Source organism: Streptomyces sp. NBC_00045 (assembly GCF_045041095.1).
GTDB lineage: Bacteria > Actinomycetota > Actinomycetes > Streptomycetales > Streptomycetaceae > Streptomyces.
The window spans coordinates 168285-186944 of sequence record NZ_CP108271.1 but is presented as its reverse complement, the minus strand read 5'-3'; the positions used below and the strand labels follow the sequence as shown (position 1 = coordinate 186944).

At 69.9% G+C, this 18660-nt stretch carries 19 protein-coding genes and 5 pseudogenes; 14 read left to right on the top strand and 10 right to left on the bottom strand.

Annotation, left to right across the window (positions count from 1 at the left end; translation table 11 throughout):
- Positions 1-58: 58 nt before the first annotated feature.
- Both OHA65_RS01090 and OHA65_RS01085 read right to left on the bottom strand, forming a co-directional pair.
- Complete coding sequence (locus tag OHA65_RS01090) at positions 59-334, bottom strand: isoamylase early set domain-containing protein (RefSeq protein WP_328761129.1); 276 nt, start codon at positions 332-334, stop codon at positions 59-61.
- 296 nt (positions 335-630) lie between these two features.
- Positions 631-969, bottom strand: a complete 339-nt coding sequence (locus OHA65_RS01085; protein ID WP_327281148.1) for an STAS domain-containing protein — start codon at positions 967-969, stop codon at positions 631-633.
- Between the two features lie 123 nt (positions 970-1092).
- On the opposite strand from OHA65_RS01085, the gene OHA65_RS01080 reads away from it, so the two are divergent.
- Positions 1093-1287 carry a hypothetical protein gene (locus OHA65_RS01080; protein WP_328761127.1) on the top strand — a complete coding sequence of 65 codons (195 nt, stop codon included), beginning with the start codon at positions 1093-1095 and terminating at the stop codon, positions 1285-1287.
- A 558-nt stretch (positions 1288-1845) separates the two neighbouring features.
- Here the strand turns inward: OHA65_RS01080 and OHA65_RS01075 are convergent.
- Positions 1846-2349 carry a GNAT family N-acetyltransferase gene (locus OHA65_RS01075; RefSeq protein ID WP_327281146.1) on the bottom strand — a complete coding sequence of 168 codons (504 nt, stop codon included), beginning with the start codon at positions 2347-2349 and terminating at the stop codon, positions 1846-1848.
- 105 nt (positions 2350-2454) lie between these two features.
- On the opposite strand from OHA65_RS01075, the pseudogene OHA65_RS01070 reads away from it, so the two are divergent.
- The 3 genes and pseudogenes from OHA65_RS01070 to OHA65_RS01060 all read left to right on the top strand — a co-directional run.
- Positions 2455-2535: pseudogene (locus OHA65_RS01070) on the top strand (hypothetical protein); the annotation flags it as partial.
- Positions 2536-3372: 837 nt separating this feature from the next.
- A complete protein-coding gene (locus tag OHA65_RS01065; RefSeq protein ID WP_327281145.1) occupies positions 3373-3510 on the top strand; it encodes a hypothetical protein in 138 nt (45 codons plus the stop codon).
- A 165-nt stretch (positions 3511-3675) separates the two neighbouring features.
- Complete coding sequence (locus tag OHA65_RS01060; RefSeq protein ID WP_327281144.1) at positions 3676-5118, top strand: aKG-HExxH-type peptide beta-hydroxylase; 1443 nt, start codon at positions 3676-3678, stop codon at positions 5116-5118.
- Positions 5119-5199: 81 nt separating this feature from the next.
- On the opposite strand, the pseudogene OHA65_RS01055 reads toward OHA65_RS01060, so the two are convergent.
- Positions 5200-5304 (bottom strand): annotated as a pseudogene (locus OHA65_RS01055) (IS5/IS1182 family transposase); the annotation flags it as partial.
- A gap of 179 nt (positions 5305-5483) precedes the next feature.
- Positions 5484-6122 carry an RlpA-like double-psi beta-barrel domain-containing protein gene (locus tag OHA65_RS01050; protein WP_405760757.1) on the bottom strand — a complete coding sequence of 213 codons (639 nt, stop codon included), beginning with the start codon at positions 6120-6122 and terminating at the stop codon, positions 5484-5486.
- Positions 6123-6366: 244 nt separating this feature from the next.
- On the opposite strand from OHA65_RS01050, the pseudogene OHA65_RS01045 reads away from it, so the two are divergent.
- From OHA65_RS01045 to OHA65_RS01030, 4 genes and pseudogenes are all read left to right on the top strand, one after another.
- A pseudogene (locus OHA65_RS01045) lies at positions 6367-6621 on the top strand (transposase family protein); the annotation flags it as partial.
- 60 nt (positions 6622-6681) lie between these two features.
- A complete protein-coding gene (locus OHA65_RS01040) occupies positions 6682-6813 on the top strand; it encodes a hypothetical protein (RefSeq protein ID WP_327281142.1) in 132 nt (43 codons plus the stop codon).
- Positions 6814-6837: 24 nt separating this feature from the next.
- Positions 6838-7074 (top strand): annotated as a pseudogene (locus OHA65_RS01035) (lantibiotic dehydratase); the annotation flags it as partial.
- 91 nt (positions 7075-7165) lie between these two features.
- Entirely contained in the window at positions 7166-7417 is a 252-nt protein-coding gene (locus OHA65_RS01030) for a hypothetical protein (protein ID WP_405760754.1), read from the top strand.
- 23 nt (positions 7418-7440) lie between these two features.
- Here the strand turns inward: OHA65_RS01030 and OHA65_RS01025 are convergent, their stop codons facing one another.
- A complete protein-coding gene (locus OHA65_RS01025; RefSeq protein WP_327281140.1) occupies positions 7441-8118 on the bottom strand; it encodes a response regulator transcription factor in 678 nt (225 codons plus the stop codon).
- A gap of 137 nt (positions 8119-8255) precedes the next feature.
- On the opposite strand from OHA65_RS01025, the gene OHA65_RS01020 reads away from it, so the two are divergent.
- From OHA65_RS01020 to OHA65_RS01010, 3 genes and pseudogenes are all read left to right on the top strand, one after another.
- Complete coding sequence (locus tag OHA65_RS01020) at positions 8256-11471, top strand: AfsR/SARP family transcriptional regulator (RefSeq protein ID WP_405760751.1); 3216 nt, start codon at positions 8256-8258, stop codon at positions 11469-11471.
- A 587-nt stretch (positions 11472-12058) separates the two neighbouring features.
- Positions 12059-12168 (top strand): annotated as a pseudogene (locus tag OHA65_RS01015) (IS630 family transposase); the annotation flags it as partial.
- A gap of 174 nt (positions 12169-12342) precedes the next feature.
- Positions 12343-12936 carry a hypothetical protein gene (locus OHA65_RS01010; protein WP_405760748.1) on the top strand — a complete coding sequence of 198 codons (594 nt, stop codon included), beginning with the start codon at positions 12343-12345 and terminating at the stop codon, positions 12934-12936.
- A gap of 391 nt (positions 12937-13327) precedes the next feature.
- Here OHA65_RS01010 and OHA65_RS01005 read toward each other — a convergent pair whose 3' ends face one another.
- Both OHA65_RS01005 and OHA65_RS01000 read right to left on the bottom strand, forming a co-directional pair.
- On the bottom strand, positions 13328-13648 hold the full coding sequence (locus tag OHA65_RS01005; protein WP_405760745.1) for a hypothetical protein: 321 nt from the start codon (positions 13646-13648) through the stop codon (positions 13328-13330).
- 86 nt (positions 13649-13734) lie between these two features.
- Positions 13735-14337, bottom strand: a complete 603-nt coding sequence (locus OHA65_RS01000; RefSeq protein WP_328761114.1) for a TetR/AcrR family transcriptional regulator — start codon at positions 14335-14337, stop codon at positions 13735-13737.
- 125 nt (positions 14338-14462) lie between these two features.
- Here OHA65_RS01000 and OHA65_RS00995 point away from each other — a divergent pair, with 125 nt between their 5' ends.
- Positions 14463-14906: an SRPBCC family protein gene (locus tag OHA65_RS00995; protein ID WP_405760742.1), complete on the top strand. Its 444-nt coding sequence runs from the start codon at positions 14463-14465 to the stop codon at positions 14904-14906.
- Between the two features lie 420 nt (positions 14907-15326).
- The gene (locus OHA65_RS00990) at positions 15327-15926 is read left to right on the top strand and encodes a recombinase family protein (RefSeq protein WP_327281134.1); all 600 of its coding nucleotides are present in this window, start codon (positions 15327-15329) and stop codon (positions 15924-15926) included.
- Between the two features lie 48 nt (positions 15927-15974).
- Here OHA65_RS00990 and OHA65_RS00985 read toward each other — a convergent pair whose 3' ends face one another.
- Positions 15975-16313: a hypothetical protein gene (locus OHA65_RS00985; protein ID WP_327281133.1), complete on the bottom strand. Its 339-nt coding sequence runs from the start codon at positions 16311-16313 to the stop codon at positions 15975-15977.
- A 23-nt stretch (positions 16314-16336) separates the two neighbouring features.
- Positions 16337-16948, bottom strand: coding sequence for a CGNR zinc finger domain-containing protein (locus tag OHA65_RS00980; protein WP_328761109.1), 612 nt, complete (start codon positions 16946-16948; stop codon positions 16337-16339).
- A gap of 103 nt (positions 16949-17051) precedes the next feature.
- Here OHA65_RS00980 and OHA65_RS00975 point away from each other — a divergent pair, with 103 nt between their 5' ends.
- A complete protein-coding gene (locus OHA65_RS00975; protein ID WP_327281131.1) occupies positions 17052-17900 on the top strand; it encodes an SDR family NAD(P)-dependent oxidoreductase in 849 nt (282 codons plus the stop codon).
- The last annotated feature ends 760 nt before the right edge of the window (positions 17901-18660 follow it).

Sequence of the window (18660 nt, the reverse complement as noted above, 5' to 3'; positions counted from 1 at the left end):
TGGCAGCACAGCGCGAGGAAATTCGCTTCTTCTCGATGCCGGCGACGATCCTTGCGTGTCAGGTGTTGAGGTGGCTGTTGGTGCCGTCGTGGTGGTCGGCGGTCGGGTCGTCGAACCAGTAGTCGCCGGCGGCGAGGTAGCGGAAGGCGTGGCTGGTGTGGGCGGGGAGGGCGACGGTGGCGGTTCGGGTTCCGTCGCTTTGGGGGTTGAGGGGGTGGGCGGTGGGGTTCCAGTGGTTGAAGTCCCCGACGACGCTGACCGGCCCCTCGGGGGTGTCCTCGGGTAGGACGAAGGTGACCTGGGTCCGGCCGTCGAGCCGCTTGCGTTCGAGCACGGGGATCTCCATTTGTGGAAGTAGTCGGGGCCGGCCGTCCTCGCCTGTGCGGTGTCCGGCCGCTGTGGGGCACGGCCGCGGGCCCGTGGGCCGGTCGCCGGGCCGGATCCTTCGCGGCGCCGAGCCGGAGCCACGGCGTCCGTAGCGAGGCCCGGCCGGGGTGGCTTTCGACCGGCCGGGCCCCGCCGTGCGTGGACCTCTTGTCGCCCTGCCACCGTGACACGGGCGTGGCTGGGCTGCCCGCCGTGTAAGCCGGTCGGGGGATTCGCGCTGCTCACCGTCCGACGGTGGCGGGGTCAGGTGTCCGTGATCGGGAAGAGGTTTTCGGCGCCGGTCACTTCCAGCAGGCGCCGGAACTGGGGCTGGGGGTCGCGCAGGCTGATGTGTCGGCCCTGTTCGTCGGCGGTGTGCCGGGCTTGGATGAGGGCGTTGAGGCCGGAGGAGTCGCAGAACGAGAGCTCTGAGAGGTCGATGATGACTTCGTTCGGGCCGCCCGTCTGGGTGATCGCGGCGTGCAGGGCGGCGTAGAGCATCGGGGCCCGGTCGATGTCCATCTCACCGCCGACGTGCACCACGACCTGATGTTCCCCGCTGTCCAGCCACACGCCGGGGTCGCGGTCTTCTTGATCTGCCATGGGGCCCATGATGGGGCTGGCTGGGCGTGCGGGTGCAGGCGCGGAGGGAGGCCCTGGAGTGTCGTTGCGTCCCCCGGTAGAGCCGATGCGGCGCAGGCTGCCGAGAGCATCCCGCCGCCTGGGGTGCTGCGGGACCCGGCGTACGAGCAGAAGCTCGACGGGCACCGGGCGCTGCTGTTCACCCGGAAGGGTCGGCGGGCCGGCGCAGCGGTCCGACTCGCTACGAGCATGCAGACGGCCGGCAACGTCCTGTCGATCTCGTCCGGCTCGATCTTGTACATGCGCAGGAGGCCGCTGACCTTGCTGCAGTCGGGCTGATGCGCGGGAACCCGGGCGGTCCGACGCTTTCACCGCTGACACGGTCAACACCGGGGGCTGCTGCACGTGGTCGGGGGCGGTGCGGGCCGCGGCACACTGCTGCGGCGCCTCGGGGCAGCGGCTGCGTCGGTGCGGTCGCTAACGTGGGGCCGACGAAGTGGTTTCCCAAGGCGGAATCTTCCGGGAGGGCGCCGCCTCAACGACGCACCTGATCGAGTCCCACGCCGTCATGGACGCGGTCGCGGGATGGAAGGCCTGGCCGATCGATGCCGACGGCCAGGCCGTGGCCCGCCAACTGGACGGCCTCACCGAGGTCCGCCGTGACAGCCCTTCGCCGTGGAACAGCTCCACGGGCGAGATTCTTGCGGGGACGAAGCGGCCAGCGCGCCTCCTCGTGCTTGGCCGCCACGAGGGCAGCACCACCTCCTCGTCGTTGGGGGCCGGTGCGGATACGGGTGTGGCCGTATCTGGGGGGCCGGCAGATCCCAGCATGCTCGGCCCCCGGCGAGGGTGCCCTCGATCACGGGAACTTGAAATGCCCGGAAGTGCGCTCCCGTGTCACAGCAACGAACGCGTGAGCCAGACCACCTCACCGTTGTCTTCCGTAGACAGGTGATCCCGCTCGAACCCAAGCTTTTCAAGAACACGGAGCGAGGCGGTGTTCCACGTGCCCACGGTCGACCAGAGCCGTTTCCGTCCGGTCGCAGCAGCGGCGTCGAGCACCGCGCTGGCTGCCTCGGTGGCATAACCACGTCCATGCACGCGTTGGAAGAGCTCATACGCGATTTCAGGCTCTTCTAGGGTGGAGCGGCCGATGATCAGTCCGCAGTAGCCGATGAAGTCGCCTTCGTTGCGGCGTTGGATGGGCAACAGGGCGATCCGCGTAGATGCCGTTGCGGTGAGCAGCTCGGCGATGGCGGCGCGGATGCGCTCGACGGTGGGGGTTCCCTTGCCGCGTTCGGCCAGGAGGGCGCAGAAGTCAGCGGCGTCCGACTCGGCCCACGGCCGCAGTATCAGCCGCTCGGTCTCCAGGTGGTACGGCATCGTCTCGTACGTAGTCATGCCCCCACTCTGCTACACGATCATCACGAACTGCAGCTGGGGCCTTGGGGGTCGGATGTCCTCACTGGAGGCGGGTGAGGCTCGGTTGACCTACGAGGCAAGCGCATCACCGTCTGGGGCACACCCTTCAAGCCCGAGACCGACGAGATCCGCGACTCCCCGGCCCTCGCCGTCGCCCAGGCCCTCCACGGCCTCGGCGCTACCGTCACCGTCACCGACCCCAAGGCCCACCCCCAGTTCGACTACGTCGAGGACCCCGCCGCCGCTCAGGACATTGATCTGCCCTCCACCTCTCACCGAGTGGGCGCACTACTCCCGGGTCGACCCCAAACGCGGGCCACCCCCACCCTTTGCGTGATCCTTGTCGGCGTGGCGTGTAGAGCCTGCGTGCGCACGGAGTTCGGCCTGTTTGAAGGGCCCTGGAGCTCATCTGGGAGAAAGACGTGGATGCTCACGCACTCCGTCGCCGGGGCTGGTCGATCCCGGGGATCGCCCGGCACCCGGGGCACACCGCAAGACGATCCGAGCCAAGAGCGAGTCTCCGGCTATCGACGTCGGTCGCTGGACGCGTTCATGCCCTTCTTGGAGTGCTCCCGCCAACGGCTGGGCGATGAGCCCCATTTGTCGGCCTCGACGCTCTTCGACGAAGTGGGGGACTCGGCTACTCGGGCGGCTGCTCAACCCTTGCCGGAGAGCAACTACGGGACAGCCCTCAAGCAGGCTTTCGCGCTTCCACCCGCCCCGGGAACCGGGAAGCCCGGCGTCTGTTTTCCCCGGCTGAAAGCCGGAGGGAGGAGCTGGAGGGAGGAGCCGGAGCGCAGTACACCGTGCACCGCGCGGCGATCCCGACCGAGGCACCACATCCGTGCAAGTGCCGGCTCTTTCGCGTCGCCCTCCGACGCGGACCCAGCTGCCCGGGACCGATACGGGACAACTACGGGACAGCCGCCCCAGGAAGGTCGGGACCGCCTTCGGAGATCCTGGCGGTGCGGCTCCAGGGGGAGCCGACGAGAGGAGAGTCTGATGCCGCAGTTGGAAATCGAATTCCCGGCCATTGCGCAGAAGTGGCTGGCGGTCGAGAACGTCCCGCAGATGGGCCGGGACGCGGCGGAGGAGCGTGCCTGGGTTCCCGCGTACTGGGCGACCCCCGCCGCTGCCTGAGCTTGAAGCCGGACGGGGGGTGCCAGTTCCGGGCGCCCCCCGGTCCGTCTTGTCTGTCCGCCTCCCGTCTTGCTCCTCTCCCCATCCCTTTTTCCGGATTCCCTGGACGGTGCTTCGATGTCGCTTGCAGCCTCACGTCATTCCTCCCGAACAAGAGTCGACCAGGTGGACGCCTTGCTGGTCGCCGACGGCCGGTTCGGTGATTCCGGTGCCATCGGGGAACGCAACGTGGCCCGCTTCGTCCTCGGCCTCCGGCTGATGGCGCAAATGGAGACCCGCCATCAGGAGGTGTTGCGCCGGCTTTCCCTGCTGAGCCCCGAAGAGCTGCTTCCCCTCCTCGGCGACCCGGTCTTGCGCAACGCGTTCGAGGACGACATGGTCAAGCTGGAGAACGGCCGTTCCGACGCTCTGGGGCTGGCCGACCTGGCCGCCCGCTTGCCCCTCGACCAGGACGGCCTGGGACCGTGCGAGCGGATGGCCACCCCGCACGTGAGGCCGTGGCCGGAGCACGGGCCGGCCTGGCTGTGGACCGAAATGAGCCCGGCCGACGGGGTGTCGGGCGAGCTGTCGGCCCGGCTGCGCCGGCTCTACGACGGCAGCATCGAGGGCGGGCCGGCGGCGGACCCGGTCATCCCGACGCCCGACATGTGCCGGCGGCTGTCGCGCGGGGCTGACCTGCTCACACGGTTGCTCCCGCAGGTCGGACCGAGCGTGCTGCGGCACGTCTCCGTCGTGGGCTTCACCCGGGGGGAATCGGTCGACGGCCCACTCCAGTCCCTTTCGGGCGGCGACCCCCTCCCGTCTGCCATTCTGATGGCCCCGGAGCGGCTGACGAACCCCTGGACGGCCGCGGAGACCCTCCTGCACGAGGGCGTCCACCTCAAGCTCTTCGACGCACTGCGCTCGGGCGCGCTCCTACGCAACGCGGATCCGCACGTCGCGGACCTGTCCGTGCCGATCCCGTGGCGGCAGACGCCGTGGCGCCTCGTGCGGGTGCTCGTGGCACTCCACTTCTACGTCCACATGCTGGTGTTTCAGGAGGCCGCCCGGCACGCGGACGACACGCTGCGGGCCGAGTTCGGCGACCCGCCGGCCGGCGAGGTCGTCGACGAGGTGAGTCCGGGCACGGAGGCGGCCCGCAACGGCACCTACGGGACGAGCTGGGAACGTGCCCGCTACTTGTCCGGATATGTGTTGGCCCTGCCGGAGGACCGCCTCACGGCCGACGGCAGGCGGTTCCTGCACTGGCTGCTCGACGCCCTGCACCTGGTCCACGAGGACTCAGGGATCACGCCGCCCGCGGGGGTGGCCGGCGTGGTCCCTGTACGACCTCCCGCGGTGACCGGGAAGGCGGTGGTACGTCGTACCGCCCGTGCGATGGCCCGACCGCTGCCCGAGCGGGGGGAACTGCTCGTGGTGAACACGGACACCGCCGCGATGCACTGGCTCAATGCGCGGTCGTGGCTGATCTATTCGCTGTGCGACGGGCGCGACGCGGCAGCCGTTGCGGTGGAGTACGGGCGCCGCTCGGGTTCAGGTGGCGAAGCGGCGCACGATCACGTCGCCGCCTGCATTTCAGAATTGACCGCGGCCGGTCTGCTGGAATGAGAAAAGCGGGTAATTGGGCGGAAAATCGCGGCCCAGAATGCGGGATGAATTCCGGGAGGTAACCGGATCGATCAATTCGAGCGGCGGGAGCTTGCACCGCCGGCCACCCTCACGGGTGACGATGAGCATGGTGACCCACTCGACCAGGGTGTGAGGGAGGTCGAGTGCGGCAGGATGGGGAACCAACAGGACTCCTGTGCCGATGGGTTGAGACGTCGAACACCTCCCCCAACGGCACGGGAGCCTTGTGCGTTGCGGTCCTCACCTCGATCCCGCCAGCCTCACCCGATCAGTGGCCTCGTTGAAAACGCTCACTGGCCCTGCATTCTCAGGCGGCTGCGACGCCCCGGTGGCGGGCGAGCCGGCTACTCCGCGAAACGCCAGGTGATGTTGATCGTCCCCTGGTCGAGGGGGGCGAGTGCCTTGAATGCGGCGGGCGTCAGGTCCAGGCCGTGCTTTTGCGCGGTCGGGCTGGCGTCAAGGACCGTCGCGACGATCGACTTTCCCTTGTACGTGACTATGACCTTCTTGCCGCAGTGAGGGGCCGGGTTTCCGGTTCCGAACATGGTCGGGTCGAGCGCGGCAACGAAATCGCTGTCTTTGATGGCCCGGCCACACGCCCCGGCCACACCATTGCTGGAGAAGAAGTCCGCTGTTCCCTCGTAGCTCTTGCCCGGCTTCGGCTTCGGGGGTGCTGGGGTCGTCTTGCCCGGCTTCGGGGGCGCTGCCGTGGTCTTGCCCGGCTTCGGCTTTGGGGGCGCTGCTGTGGTCTTGCCCGGTTCCGGGGGCGCTGCCGTCGTCTTGCCCGGTTCCGGGGGCGGTGCCGTCGTCCTGCCCGGTTCCGGAGCGCGAACGGAAAGAGATAGCTCGGTCTCGGTGGAGGCAGGCTCTCCCTGCTGTTCTGAAGCGCTCGCCGCCGAGATGGTGGTTCCGGTGTCCTCCGAGGCAGAGGCGGTGGCGGCGGTGATCACGGCAGCAGGACCGGTGGCCAGCAGCGCGGCCACCGCGGTCTTGGCGATTCTTGCTCGCATCAAATCTCTCTCATGTCGCATTCTGTGGCGCGGGTTCGGGGGAGTCGCAGGGGATATGCCGCACGACGGTCCTCGCGACTACACCACCGCGATGGCCATCGAAGTGGGCCGACGATCGCAGCGGAACCATGATCACCAATCCTGCTAACGATCTGCAAGCGCTCCACTACTGACCTTGTAGCCGTGGTGTCGTCAGTGAGCGTTTTCAACGGGCCACGGCGTCCCGATCCTCGCCGACCGCGCCTACCAGGGCGCCGGCCCCTGGGTCACCACCGGACACAAACGGCCACCGGGCGGTGAACTCACCCTCACCCAGCGCACCGTCAACTGGTCCCTGGCCGCGGCGAGGGCACCGGTCGAACGCCGCATGGCACGGCTGAAGTCATGGCAGATCTTCCGCAGATCCCGCATCAGCCCCAACCGCATGACCGTCATCACCAAAGCCGTCCTCACCCTGGAGAGACAACGCTGAAAACGCTCACTGCGAGCTCCGGCATTCCGGCCATCGAGGCTGGCCGAGCACCAGAAGACGGTGGCGCCCGGGCACACACAGAGCCCGTTCCACGCGGACGCCCGGCTCGACCTGCGGGGCACCACCCTCCACTCGCAGGTGGCCGCCGAGGCCGCAGACGCCGCCGAAGTCCTGCTGCGGCTGGGGCGGTAGGCCCCCCGGCGCCACCACCTCGCCACGTACCACCGGGAGTTCCTGGAGCGGTGCGGCCTGGGAGCCGAGGTGATCGTCCTGGACCCGCTGAGTGCCGAGACCGGCCTGGACGCGCCCGAGACGTACAGGTTCCCACCCCCGGGCCCTGCCCTGACCCCCGCCCCGCGCAACGACCCGCGCGAGCAGGAGGCCGCCCTGGCCGCGCTCGCCGTGGCGGCGCTCCGCCAGGGGAAATCCGAGGTGGAGATCACGGACGACTTCCTCGAAGCGTGGCTCCTGAAGGGCGAAGGGGGCTCGGGTCCGGACGCCCGTCCGTCGCTCGACACCGGCGGTGGTCCGCCGGGCACCGGTCGTGATCCTCGACGAGCCGACGGCCGCCATCGACGGCGCCGCCGAGGCGGAGGTGTTCGACGTCCTGCGCAGGGTCCACACCCGGGCCACCTCGCTGCTGGTCGCGCACCGCTTCTCCGCCGTCCGCACCGCCGACCACATCGTGGTGCTCGACGGCGGGCGCGTCCTCGAACAGGGCGCGCACGAGGAACTCATGGCCGCCGCCGGCCTGTACGCCTCCCTGTTCGACCTCCAGGCGGCCGGCTACCACTGACCCTGCCCGCCCGGGCGCGCCTGTCAGCCCGCCAGCCCCATGCCGGCCTCCCGCCCGTAAACCACCGCCTGCGCACGGCAGTTGACGCCGATCTTCGCGAAGACGGCCGACACGTGGTTGCGTACGGTCTTATCGGCCAGCGTCAGGGCGCGGGCGATCCGGCGGTTGTCGTAGCCACGGGCCACCAGGTCCAGGATCTCCCGCTCCCGCCGGGTCAGCATGGGCACCGGGTTCTGTTCCACCGGCCGGCCGGGCACCCGCAGCAGGCTGGTCACCAGCCGGGCCGCGATATCACCGGCGACCATGAACCCGTTCCCCACCATGTGCACCGCCCCGACCATCTCGTGCGCCCCAGCCGATTTGGACACGTACCCGCGCACTCCGGCTAGCAGGGCGGACCGCAGCAGCCCCGCGTCGTCGCCGCGGCCCGTCATGCCCAGGATCCCCCGCACTCCGGCATCGCGGACCAGCGTCCTGCACAGCTCAACCGAGGCGGACCCGGGCAGGTCCAGGTCCATCAGGACGACTTCGGGAGCGGCGGCCAGGACCATCGGCACCACATGGCCGGCCTCCCCGGCCTCCGCGACGACGTCGATGCCCCCTGCGCCTTCGAGTGCAGACCTGATACCGGCACGCAGCAGCGGACGGCCCTCCACCAGGGCGACGCGAAGCCTGTTCTGATCGGACGCTGACGTGGTCATGAAGGCAACTCCGTTGTAGCGCGGGTGAGGTGACGCCAGCATGCGAAGGCGCCGCTAGCGGATTGCTAGCGAGGCTCGACGGACGGGTTCCCGTAAGCTCCCCGTACACCCGAACGGGTGCAGGGGGAGGGGTGCGGGTGTTCCACTATCGGATCCTGGGACCGCTGGACGTTCAGCGTGCGGGGGAGCCCGTGGCGATCACGGCGCCGAAGGAGCGGGATTTACTCTCCCTGCTCCTGTTGAACGCCGACCGCCCGGTGCCGGCCGAAAAGCTGATCGACGGGATCTGGGGCGGGGCTCCGCCCTTGACGGCGCGCACCACTCTGCAGAACTACGTGAAGAGGCTGCGGCACGCCCTGGATGACTGCGGTACCGGCCGGGACGTCCTGGCCACCGAGCCCGGTGGGTACGTGCTGCGGCTCGACCACGGCGTGCTGGACCTGCGGGAGTTCGAAGGGCTGACCCGCGGCGCGGCCGAGGCGTCGGAGCGCGGGGACGACGCCGCCGTGTCGGCCCGGCTGCGCGCGGCGCTGGCGCTGTGGCAGGGGGAGGCGCTGGCGGGCAGCCGCGCGGACCGGCTGACGCAGGTGGAGGCACCCCGGCTGAACGAATCGCGGATGGTCGCCTTCGAGAACCGGGTCCAAGCGGACCTCCGGCTGGGCCGGCACGCGGACGTCATCGGCGAGATCCGGTCCGCGATCGGGAACCACCCGCTGCGCGAGCGGCTCCACGGTCAGCTGATGCTCGCCCTGTACCGCTCGGGACGCCGGGGCGAAGCCCTCACCGCCTACCAGCAGGCCCGCGCCCAACTGGTGCACGAGCTGGGGCTGGAGCCCGGCCCCGACCTGACCGCGCTGCACCGGCGCGTCCTGGCCGGCGACCCCGCCCTCATGGACGCCCGCGCACCGCGGACCGAGGCGGCACCCCGGGGTGCGAACCGCCGCACGGAGACGGCCGCGGGCCAGCCGCCGCCCGCCCAACTGCCAGGATCCATCCAGGCGTTCGCCGGGCGGATCGATGCGCTGCGGCGGCTCGATGCGATGCTGCCCACCATCGGCACCGTGCCCACCGGGGTGGTGCGGACCGCGCTGATCACCGGGCAGGGCGGCGCGGGAAAAACGGCCCTCGCGGTCCACTGGGGACACCGCCGGCGCGAGTCCTTTCCCGACGGACAGCTGTACGTGAACCTGCGCGGCCACGACGTGGGCCGGCCGCTGCGGCCCATCGACGTGCTCGCTGGATTCCTCCAGGCCTTCGGCGTGGACGCGCAGCACATCCCGGTGGAGGCGGACCGGGCCGCGGCCCTCTATCGCTCCCTGTGCGCGGGCAGGCGGATGCTCGTCGTCCTGGACAACGCGCACTGCGCCGACCAGGTGCGCCCGCTCTTCCCGGGCAGCTCGGAGTGCCTGGTCCTGGTGACCAGCCGCGACTCGCTCGCGGGGCTCGTCGCACGGGAGGGCGCGACGCCGCTGCCGTTGCGCATGCTGGAACCCGGCGAAGCCAAGGAGGTGCTCCTCAACATCATCGGCGCGCACCGCGTCGACGCGGAGCCCGAGGTCGCCGACGCCCTCACCGCCGCCTGCGCCTACCTGCCCCTCGCCGTGGCGATCACCGCGGCCGACCTGGCCGTCCACCCCGGCCGCTCCCTCGCCGAGCAGGCCGCCCGGCTGACCGGGGACCGGCTGGGGGCGCTCCAGGTGCCGGGGGACGAGGGGACGGCCATCCGCTCTGTGCTCGACATGTCCTTCGCCACGCTCTCGCCGACCGCCGCCCGGATGTTCCGCCTCTTCGGGGTCGTCCCCGGCGGGGACCTCCCGCTCAAGGCCGCTGCGGTCCTGGCGGGCCTGGACCTCCAGGCCGCCAAGACCCTGCTGGACGAGCTGGTCCGAAGCCATCTGCTGGAAGAGCACGCGCCCGGCCGGTTCTCCTTCCACGACCTGCTGCGCGCCTACGCCGCCGAGCGGGTGCGGGAAGAGGAGGAGGAGTCGGCCGCCCTGAAGCGGCTGCACGCCTGGTATCTCGGAAGCACCGACAACGCCGTGCGGCTGCTGCAGCCCGAAGCCCTGCGCCTCCCCGTGGAGAGCGCCGGCCAGGGCCTCGGCTTCGCCGACGCCGCCGAGGCCCTGGACTGGATGGACGCGGAACGCCCGAACGCCGTGGCCCTGGTGCAGCACGCCGCGGAACATGGACCGCGCAAGCTCGCGTGGACGCTCGCCGACGCCCTGCGTCCGTACATGATGAGGCGGTCCTACGCGGTCGACTGGCTCGCCGTGGGCTCGGCGGGCCTCGCCGCGGCGGAGGCCGACGGAAGCCTGAATGGACAGGCCGCGGCGCACCGCAGCCTGTCGAGCGCATACCTGAACCAGAGTGACTATGACATGTCCATGCTCCACGACCTTCGGGCCCTGGAGCTGTACCGAACCATCGGATCGACGCATGGCGAAGGCGCCGCGCACAACAGCCTGTGCCTCGCCATGTGGTACGTGGGCGATCTGAAGGAGGCCTTGCGCCACGGCGAGCGATGCATGGAGCTCGGCCGCAGTACGGGCTTTCGCACCGGCGAGGCCATCGCCACGGGCAACGTGGGGGCGATCCTCCACGAGATGGGCCGGCTGGCCGAGGCCGAGGAGCAGCTCACCCGGGCGCTTGTCCTCTACGACGAGCTCGGCTTCCCGACGGCGGCGGCGCTCGCCGAGCGCAATCTCGGGGCGGTGCTCCACGAGAGCGGCCACCCGGAGCGTGCCCGAGCGGCCCTGGACCGGGCGGCCGAGATCCAACGGCGTCTCGGCAACCAGGTCGACATCGCCTACACCTTCTTCTGGCTCGCGATGACCATGATCCGGTCGGGCGACCGGGCGGGCGCCCTCGACCACATCGACCAAGGCTTCGAGATCGCGACCGGTGAAGCCCGCGCCGAGTCCTATCTTTACGTCGGGCGGGCCCTACTCTCGCAAAGCGTCGGGAACCAAGGCGTCGCCCTGAACCACTTCGAGACGGCACGCGGCCTGGCCCGACGCTGCAATGCCCGCACACCCGAACTCCGGGCCTTGTTGGGCCTGGCCGACACCAGTCTGCGACTGGGGCGGCTGGCGGATACGGCACGCTTCGCAGAGGCGGCCCGGGAGTCGGCCAGTCGCAGAGGGTACGGGATCTTCGAAGCCAGGGCGCTGCTCTTGCTGGCCGAAGTCTCGCTGGAGGAAAGCGAGTTCGAGGCCGCCGCGCGGCGGGCCGAGCAGGCGGCCGCCCTCCTAACCGAACCCGCCCACCGGCACTGCCGCACCGAGGCCCTCCTCCTACTGGAACGAGCCCGGCGCGGTGCGGTCGACGACGAAGGGCCCCAGACGGAATCCTGAACGCGGCCGCGGCTGCGGCCTTGGAGGCCGACGGCCGCGGAACGAACCACTCGCACGGGCGGGGTGCGCCCGGGATCCGCTCCGCCGGGTCGCACATTGCCAGCAAGGCTGCGGGGCCCCTATGGGTTTGGTCAAGCTGAAGGGGCGGCTCGGGGTTCGTGGAAGGCTACTTGCTTGCCCCTCCGGGACGGTTGTTCGCCGCGGATCGACGACCCTGAACTGCGGCTCGCTGGGGGCGAGGTCGGCATAGGCGGCGTGGTGGGCGGCGGACGGGATCCCCTCAACCTTTCTACGCTGGAGCGGGTAGGCCACCTGCTACAGCGCGAACAGCGACGTGACGCTTCTTCTCCTGGTCTTCCTCACCGGGGCACACCCACGCCCGTGGCGCAGCTTGGTCACAGCGGATTGATCGCGGGTCGCTCCTTGAGCGCGCCCGCGCGCCCGCCGCCGCGATTCGGGCCCGAGTCGTCGCCGTGGTTGACGTGACCCTGGCGGCCGTCGACGTCACCGCGGTCGTGTTCGTGATGCACGGCGACGGGCGCTTCCGCCGCCGGCACCTGGATCGGCGCGGGTCCTGACGATTCCGCGCTTTCGACGAGTTCGGCCCCCTCGGCATCCGTCCGACCGCCAGATCCTGCTGGAAGGAGCAAGGCAGGGCCGGCCGGACCGGCTGCCGGCCACCTCGCGCCGCACCCACGCCGCACCCACGCCGTACCTGCGACGTTCCTGTTCCGGACGTGTCCGCCGCTGGGACGAGACGGTGACACAGGTGTGGCGAACCGTGATCATCCGGCGGGATAGGGTCACCGTGCCGGTTGACGCAGGGGCGCGGCCGGTTGCCGGACATCAAGAACCTCGGGGGATCCACATCGTGCTGACCAACCGTCTGCTCCGCGCTGCCGCGCCGATCGCGCTGGCGGCCCTGGCGCTCACTGCCTGCGGACCGGAGGACAACGGCCCGGCCGCCACGAAGAAGGGGACGTTCGCCGAGCCGCTCGCGTTGAAGACACCGGCGGACGTGTCCGACACGCATTTCCCGAACAACGAGAAGACCCAGCTGAGCGTCACCCCGGTCTCGGTCGTGAAGGGGGACAAGGCCGCGGTGGAAAAGCTCGGCGTCGGGCTGCTGGAGGGCAAGACGCCCTACTACGTCACCACCACCTACGCTCACAAGGGCGGTGCGGAGGACGTCGGCACGTTCAACTTCAAGCTGCTGCTGCACGGCACTGACCAGCAGCGTGCGTACTACTCCGCCGCCTCCTGGGGGGCCAAGTTCGAGCCCTGCCAGGAGGCTTCCGGCTCCGACCTGCGCCTGACCGAGGGCAAGTCCGTCACCACCTGCGAGATCTACCTGGTTCCGGAGAATGTGCAGCCCGTGTTCGTCGGCTTCCAGGGCGACCGCGACTACCGCAACCCGAGCCTTGAGACCGGCACGGCGCCCGAGGTCGTCTGGAAGGTCGGCTGACGGTCCAAGGACGGCCTGACCGCCGAGTCCACGTGGCGTTTCGGCGGCTGGCCTCGGACCAAGCGGGACGTGGTGGCCGGCACGGCTTGTTCCCCACCGGTCTCGGCGGGGCGAGGCACCCTGCGGGCCGGCACGTATTGGATTGATCTGCCGCCTCCGGCCGTCCTGCCGGGGCTCCACCACATCGGCGCCAGCGACCCGGACAGCACCGTCCCGCACGCAGATCCGGGACTGGCTGTCCGACGCCACGACCCGTCCCGGCCCGGGTCGGGAAGGGCCGGACATGTGACGTGCGGCGGTGGTGTCGCTGGTGGGTGCGGGTAGGTGTCACTGGGGTGAGCGGCTGGTGGGGGCCTGGTTCCGTTTCTCCTACGGCGCTGTCCCCGCCCTACTACGCCCAATCGATGCCGTGTTCGGCGAGGGTGTCGAGTTGGTCGGGGTGGAGTCGGTCGCGGCGCTGTTTCAAGCCCGCGGCGCCGGAGCACACGTGCCCGGTGTGCTCCGGCGGGCCTGCGCTGCCGAAGGCGTCCGTGTCCCCGCCGGTGCAAATGATGAACTCCGCTCCAGCAACGGGCTCCTTCCGTGCATGCTGACGATCACTTCTGTATGGCGGTGTGCGGAAGCGGGCTGCGATCTTCAGGTCGATGTTCGTGATCTGCTCGTCGAGTGCCAGCACGGCCTTGGTCAGGGTGCAGACCGCATCGGCGGCCATGGCTTCCTCGACGACGGCGCGGTGATCGATGCGACGTGCGACATGTGGGTGCCGTCGAGGCGGACGAGGAGTCCGGGCGACCCCGTTTATGGTGTCGCGGTCGTGCTCGGGCCGGGCGCGTCGTGCAGCAGCAATGCGACCGCCGCGTCGACGTAGTCGTCCAGCCGGTCCTGCGCGCCGAGTGGGAGCAGACCCGGCAGCCGCACGGCCAGTTGGTTGTGCCCGATGTAGGCCGTGAGTCCCAGAACGGCCCGCTGTACCGCCACCTCAGGCGAGAATCCGAGTTCCTCGAAGAGGCTCACGACGTAGGCCATGCGCCGTTCCATCACGCGCCGCACGACGGGTGCGACGAGTTCATGGCCTGCCGAGGCGAGTACGCTGACGGACACGGGGTTGTGTTCCGCGTCCCTGCTCACCCGCGTGAAGAGCATCCGCAGTTGGGCTGCAGGTTCGGGTTCGGTGGCCACGGCTGAGATGGTCGCCTCGGTGTAGCGCTGTTCCCAGAGTGAGAGTGCTGCCTCGATGAGCGCCTCTCGATTCGCGAAGTGCCAGTAGAAGCTGCCCTTGGTGGTGCCGAGTGTCTTCGCGAGCGGCTCCACCGCGACGGCGTCCACTCCGCCTTCACCGAGGGCGCTCAGCGCGGCTTCCGCCCAGTCGTTCACCGACAACCGACGACGTTCTTGTCCCATCTCCATACGGTAGCGTACGGTCATTTCCATACGCACCCGTATGGAGTGCGTCCGGAGGAGGCACAGCATGCTCAACGTCCACCATCGAGGCACCGGCGTCCGAGGTCGGATCACTACTCGATCTCTTGAGCACTCCGCAGGACCGCTTGTGGCCGATGCCGGCCTGGTCACCACTGCGACTCGACGCCGGCCTGGCCATCGGCTCGTCCGGGGGGCACGGCAGGATCCGCTACGAGGTGAGCGCGTACGAGCCCGGCAGCCGGGTCCGCTTCACCTTCACGCCCGGCATTGGCCTGGAGGGTCACCACGAATTCGTCATCGTCCCAGATGGGCCGGCACGCTGTCGGGTCATCCACACTGCATCCGGGCGTCTGGCCGGGGCAATGCGCCTGCTTTGGCCGCTCGCGATCCGCTGGCTTCACGAAGCGCTCCTCGCCGACTTGTTCGACAACATCGAGCGGGAGGCGACAGGCCGCCTCGTCCGGCCCGCCCGCTGGTCCATCCGGGTCCGCCTGCTGCGTCGCTACTTCCTGCCGACCTCCATCCCGTCCGGCAGCCCGGCGGCCTGAGCGCAACGTCGCAACAGCGAGCGGGGCTGGCCCGGGCTGGCAGCGGGGCGCGGTTCGGCCGCGGGGGTCGGTGGCGGTAGGCCTGGTGGCGAGTGAGGTGACGGTGGGGCCGGTTACGCCGTGGGCAGCGCGGCGCAGCTCGGCCATGTCCGCGACCCCGGTCCCGGGCTTGTGTGCGGGTCGCGATGAGCGGTGCGGTGGGGGTGTGCGGGTGCTCGGCTGGGCCTTTGCCTTGCGCTTGGGCTTGGCGGCGGGGCGTTCGGCGGGCCTTGGCGTCGTGGCTTTGCGCTGCCGGGCCGGGGCCCGGGTCGTGACGGGGTGGTGGAGGTGGGGTGTTCCGTCACCCGCTGAGGTTCAGGCGGTCGCTGCCTTCGGGCTCCTGCGCGTACCCACCCCCGCCGACCGCGGCCCCGGCCAGCCGTGGCGACCCGGCACCTCCGAGCCGGCCCCGTAGACCCAGACACCCCGAGCGCCGACATCCGTATCGGCTACGCCCGCTGCTCGACCCTCACCCAGGAACTTCAGACCCAGCTCGACGCGCTCGCCGCCAACAACATGCCCAGGGACAAGACCTTCGCCGAGAAGATCAGCACCCGCGTCCGGGTCCGCCCCACGTTCGAGGCCGCGCTCGCCGCCGCCCGCGAGATCAAGGCCCACGCTCCGCACTGCCGGGTCATCTGCACCGTGTACCAGATGAAGCGGCTCGGCCGCGACGCCGCCGAGCTGGCCGCGCTCGCCGACCACCTCGCAGCCCACGGCCTGGTCCTGGAGATGCTCGCCGGGCCACTCGCCGGGATCTACGACCCCACCGGACACGGCCGCCTGCTCTTCGCCCTCTTCGCGGCCACGGCGGAGACCGAGCGCGAGAACATCCGCGAGTCGACGCTCGAAGGGCTCGACACTGCCGCCCGCAAGGCGAAGCACGGCGGCCGGCCACCGGTCATCACCGATGACGTGCTGCACACCGTCCGCCGGCGCCGGCGGACGGCGAGACGGTCGAGCAGATCCAGCCCGACCTGATCATCCCCACGGCAAGTGCAAGGGGCAGAATCCGAGCCTGTCGAGCGTCTACCGGGCGCTCGTCGAACAAGAGAAGCGGGCGGCGTACCTCGAAGCCGTCACCGCGGCGCATACCGACTTCGCCGCCCTCCAGGCTTCCGGGGGCCTTCCGGGGCAGGCATCCGCGAAGGAGTCGATCAGCCTTTCCGGGCCAAGGTAGAGCCCATGATCAATCTCAGCGCCAATCACGGTTCCGCTGATCCCCGGAGCCGCGAGAGTGGCAGAGTCGGCGTGGGCCGCTTCGGCGGCTTCGGGGTGCGTCTGGCGCTTCTCGTGCTTGGCGAGTGCCCGGTAGATGCCGGCCAGGCCGGGGTTCTGGCCTTTACGCTTGTCGGTGGGGATGATCACCCTTCTTCGCTGGAAGGGCGGTCTCACGCCTCGGATGGCGCACCACTGCCATGGCGCTGCCGCTGGCGGTGTTTGCGCATGGACACCTGAGAGCCGCAGCCAGTACTGCAGTACAGCCCTCCCCCATTGCGGGTGCGGTCGAAGAAACCGAAATGGCACGGGGGGTTCCGGCATGCCTTGATGCGCCCCCAGTCGCCGCTCTGGGCGAACGTCGTCACCGCAGCCAGTACGGTTCCGAACACGCGCGGCACCCCCACCTGCGGCGAGGCCAGCTCTACACCGCCGGCCGTGACCACCGTCGCCAGCGGGTAGTGCGAACCCACACGTCGCAGGTGCTGCTCGGCATGCAGCAGCGGCTCACCCAGACTTTCCTCATCGCCCGAGTGCGCGAGCAGCACGGTCACCAGGGCATCACGCAACTCGCGCGCGACCGCGGCGTCAGCGTCGGTCACCACGGTTTCGCCACCGAACTCGTCGCGCTCCGCCAGCCACGCCGCGAACGAGTCGCCGTCCCCGAACGACTCTCGGCGACCCGATCCGTCCGCGCGCGTGTTCACGAACGCGAGAACGGTCTCCACCGTTGGCGCGACGGTGCGCGGGCTGGGCTTGGGGGATCCGGATGTCGCATTGATCATCCCCCCACAGTACATCAGCCTGAGCCGGGCTAATCAAGCTAGTAGGCAACCCCCCAGTCGATCTAGCTTGACTCGTTGCGAGCTAACGACTTACGGTCGCAACATGAATGGGACATCCAACCACCAGACCCCCCTCCGTACGTGGCTGATCACCGGCGCGACGTCCGGCATCGGCCGCGAACTGACGCTCCAGGCACTGGAGAACGGCGACACCGTCTCGGCCCTCGCCCGCGACACCTCCTCCCTGGACGAACTGGCGCAAGCGCACGGTGAGCGCCTGCTCCTCGTCCAGGCGGACGTACGTGACGAGCGAGCCGTCCGGGACGCAGTGGACGGCACGCTCGCTCGGTTCGGCCGTATCGACGTCGTGGCCAACAACGCGGGATACGGACTGTTCGGAGCTGTTGAGGAGGCCTCCGACACGCAGGTCCGTGCCGTGTTCGACACCAATGTCTTCGGAGTGCTCAACGTGCTCCGCGCAACGCTGCCGGTGCTCCGCGCCCAGCGGTCCGGGCACATCCTCCAGGGCTCGTCGGTCTACGGGCAGTCCGCCCATCCCGGCGTGGGTCTGCTGGCCGCCACCAAGTACGCGGTCGAGGGGCTGTCGGACGCGCTCGCGGCCGAGGTCGCACCGCTCGGCATCAAGGTCACGATCATCCAGCCCGGGATGACCGCGACCCCCTTCCTTGCCAACCTCGATGTCGCAGCCGGCCTGGGCGACTACGACCAGACCGTCCGCGAGGTTCAGAAGGGCATCGGAGAGCTGCCGGCGTCCGCGTTCTCCGCCGCGGCGCGGATCGCCGCAGGCATCCGGACCGCGGTCGACAGCCCCAACCCTCCGCTGCGCCTGGCCCTTGGCGCCTCCAGCGCGACGGGCATGCGCCCCGCTTTGGAGGCACGGATCGCAGACCTGGACAGTTGGCAGCGTGTGACCGACGCCGTCGACAGGTAGTAAGCCACGGATCCCGCCGAGAACATGGTCATGGCGGAGGCTGCCCGCCCTTTCACCGCCCGGCCATGACCAGTGGGTCTGGGTCGAAGCCACGGCAGATGGCTTCGACCCAGGCCCCTGTGCTACCACTGCTCCGCGCCATCCCTGGCGGGCGTCCGCCGCGCATCGTCCGCCCGCTACGGCGTCCCAACTTCCAGCCCGACCTCGCGCGGCCACTCCGCCCGACCCTCCATCAATGAGCGTGTGTCGAACCGAACCTTGTCCGGTGGGAGTGCGGAGTCTTCCGCCACAGGCCAGTCGTCTGTTGCCGAGGCGGCAACTGCATCATCGTGGTCAGTCTCGTGCTGATCGTCACCGGGCTGTCCCACCACATCCACGGGCCGGACCTAAACCTAAACCTAAACCTAAACCTGACGACCGCTGGATGGTGGTTCACGACAGCGGCCCCTTCCTGCTCGCGACCTCTATGATTCCCATGCTCGTGGGCGATGGGAGGTGCTATGCCCGCATCCTGCGCGAGACGGGCGACCAGGCGTACGCCTACTACCCGATGGGGTGAGCGCAGGGCCCGGACGGATCGTCAGCCACCAGCCATCGAGGCGGTCATCAAGGTTCAGCGGCGCGTGGACGCCGCCAAGAAGGCAGCCCGCAAGGCCATTGCCACCACTGAGGCTTGACCCGGACCACAGCACGGAGCCCCCCGGGCGAGTGCGTGGGAGGTCTCGCCCCGGATGCTGCCCAGCGCTGAGTACTCGGTGGG

Bases quoted from the DNA above. Each gene is read 5' to 3' on its own strand.
- OHA65_RS01085 (WP_327281148.1), bottom strand. From the start codon at position 969: ATGGCAGATCAAGAAGACCGCGACCCCGGCGTGTGGCTGGACAGCGGG.
- OHA65_RS01075 (WP_327281146.1), bottom strand. From the start codon at position 2,349: ATGACTACGTACGAGACGATGCCGTACCACCTGGAGACCGAGCGGCTG.
- OHA65_RS01065 (WP_327281145.1), top strand. From the start codon at position 3,373: ATGCCGCAGTTGGAAATCGAATTCCCGGCCATTGCGCAGAAGTGGCTG.
- OHA65_RS01025 (WP_327281140.1), bottom strand. From the start codon at position 8,118: ATGACCACGTCAGCGTCCGATCAGAACAGGCTTCGCGTCGCCCTGGTG.
- OHA65_RS01005 (WP_405760745.1), bottom strand. From the start codon at position 13,648: ATGGCCGCCGATGCGGTCTGCACCCTGACCAAGGCCGTGCTGGCACTC.
- OHA65_RS01000 (WP_328761114.1), bottom strand. From the start codon at position 14,337: ATGGGACAAGAACGTCGTCGGTTGTCGGTGAACGACTGGGCGGAAGCC.
- OHA65_RS00980 (WP_328761109.1), bottom strand. From the start codon at position 16,948: ATGATCAATGCGACATCCGGATCCCCCAAGCCCAGCCCGCGCACCGTC.
- OHA65_RS00975 (WP_327281131.1), top strand. From the start codon at position 17,052: ATGAATGGGACATCCAACCACCAGACCCCCCTCCGTACGTGGCTGATC.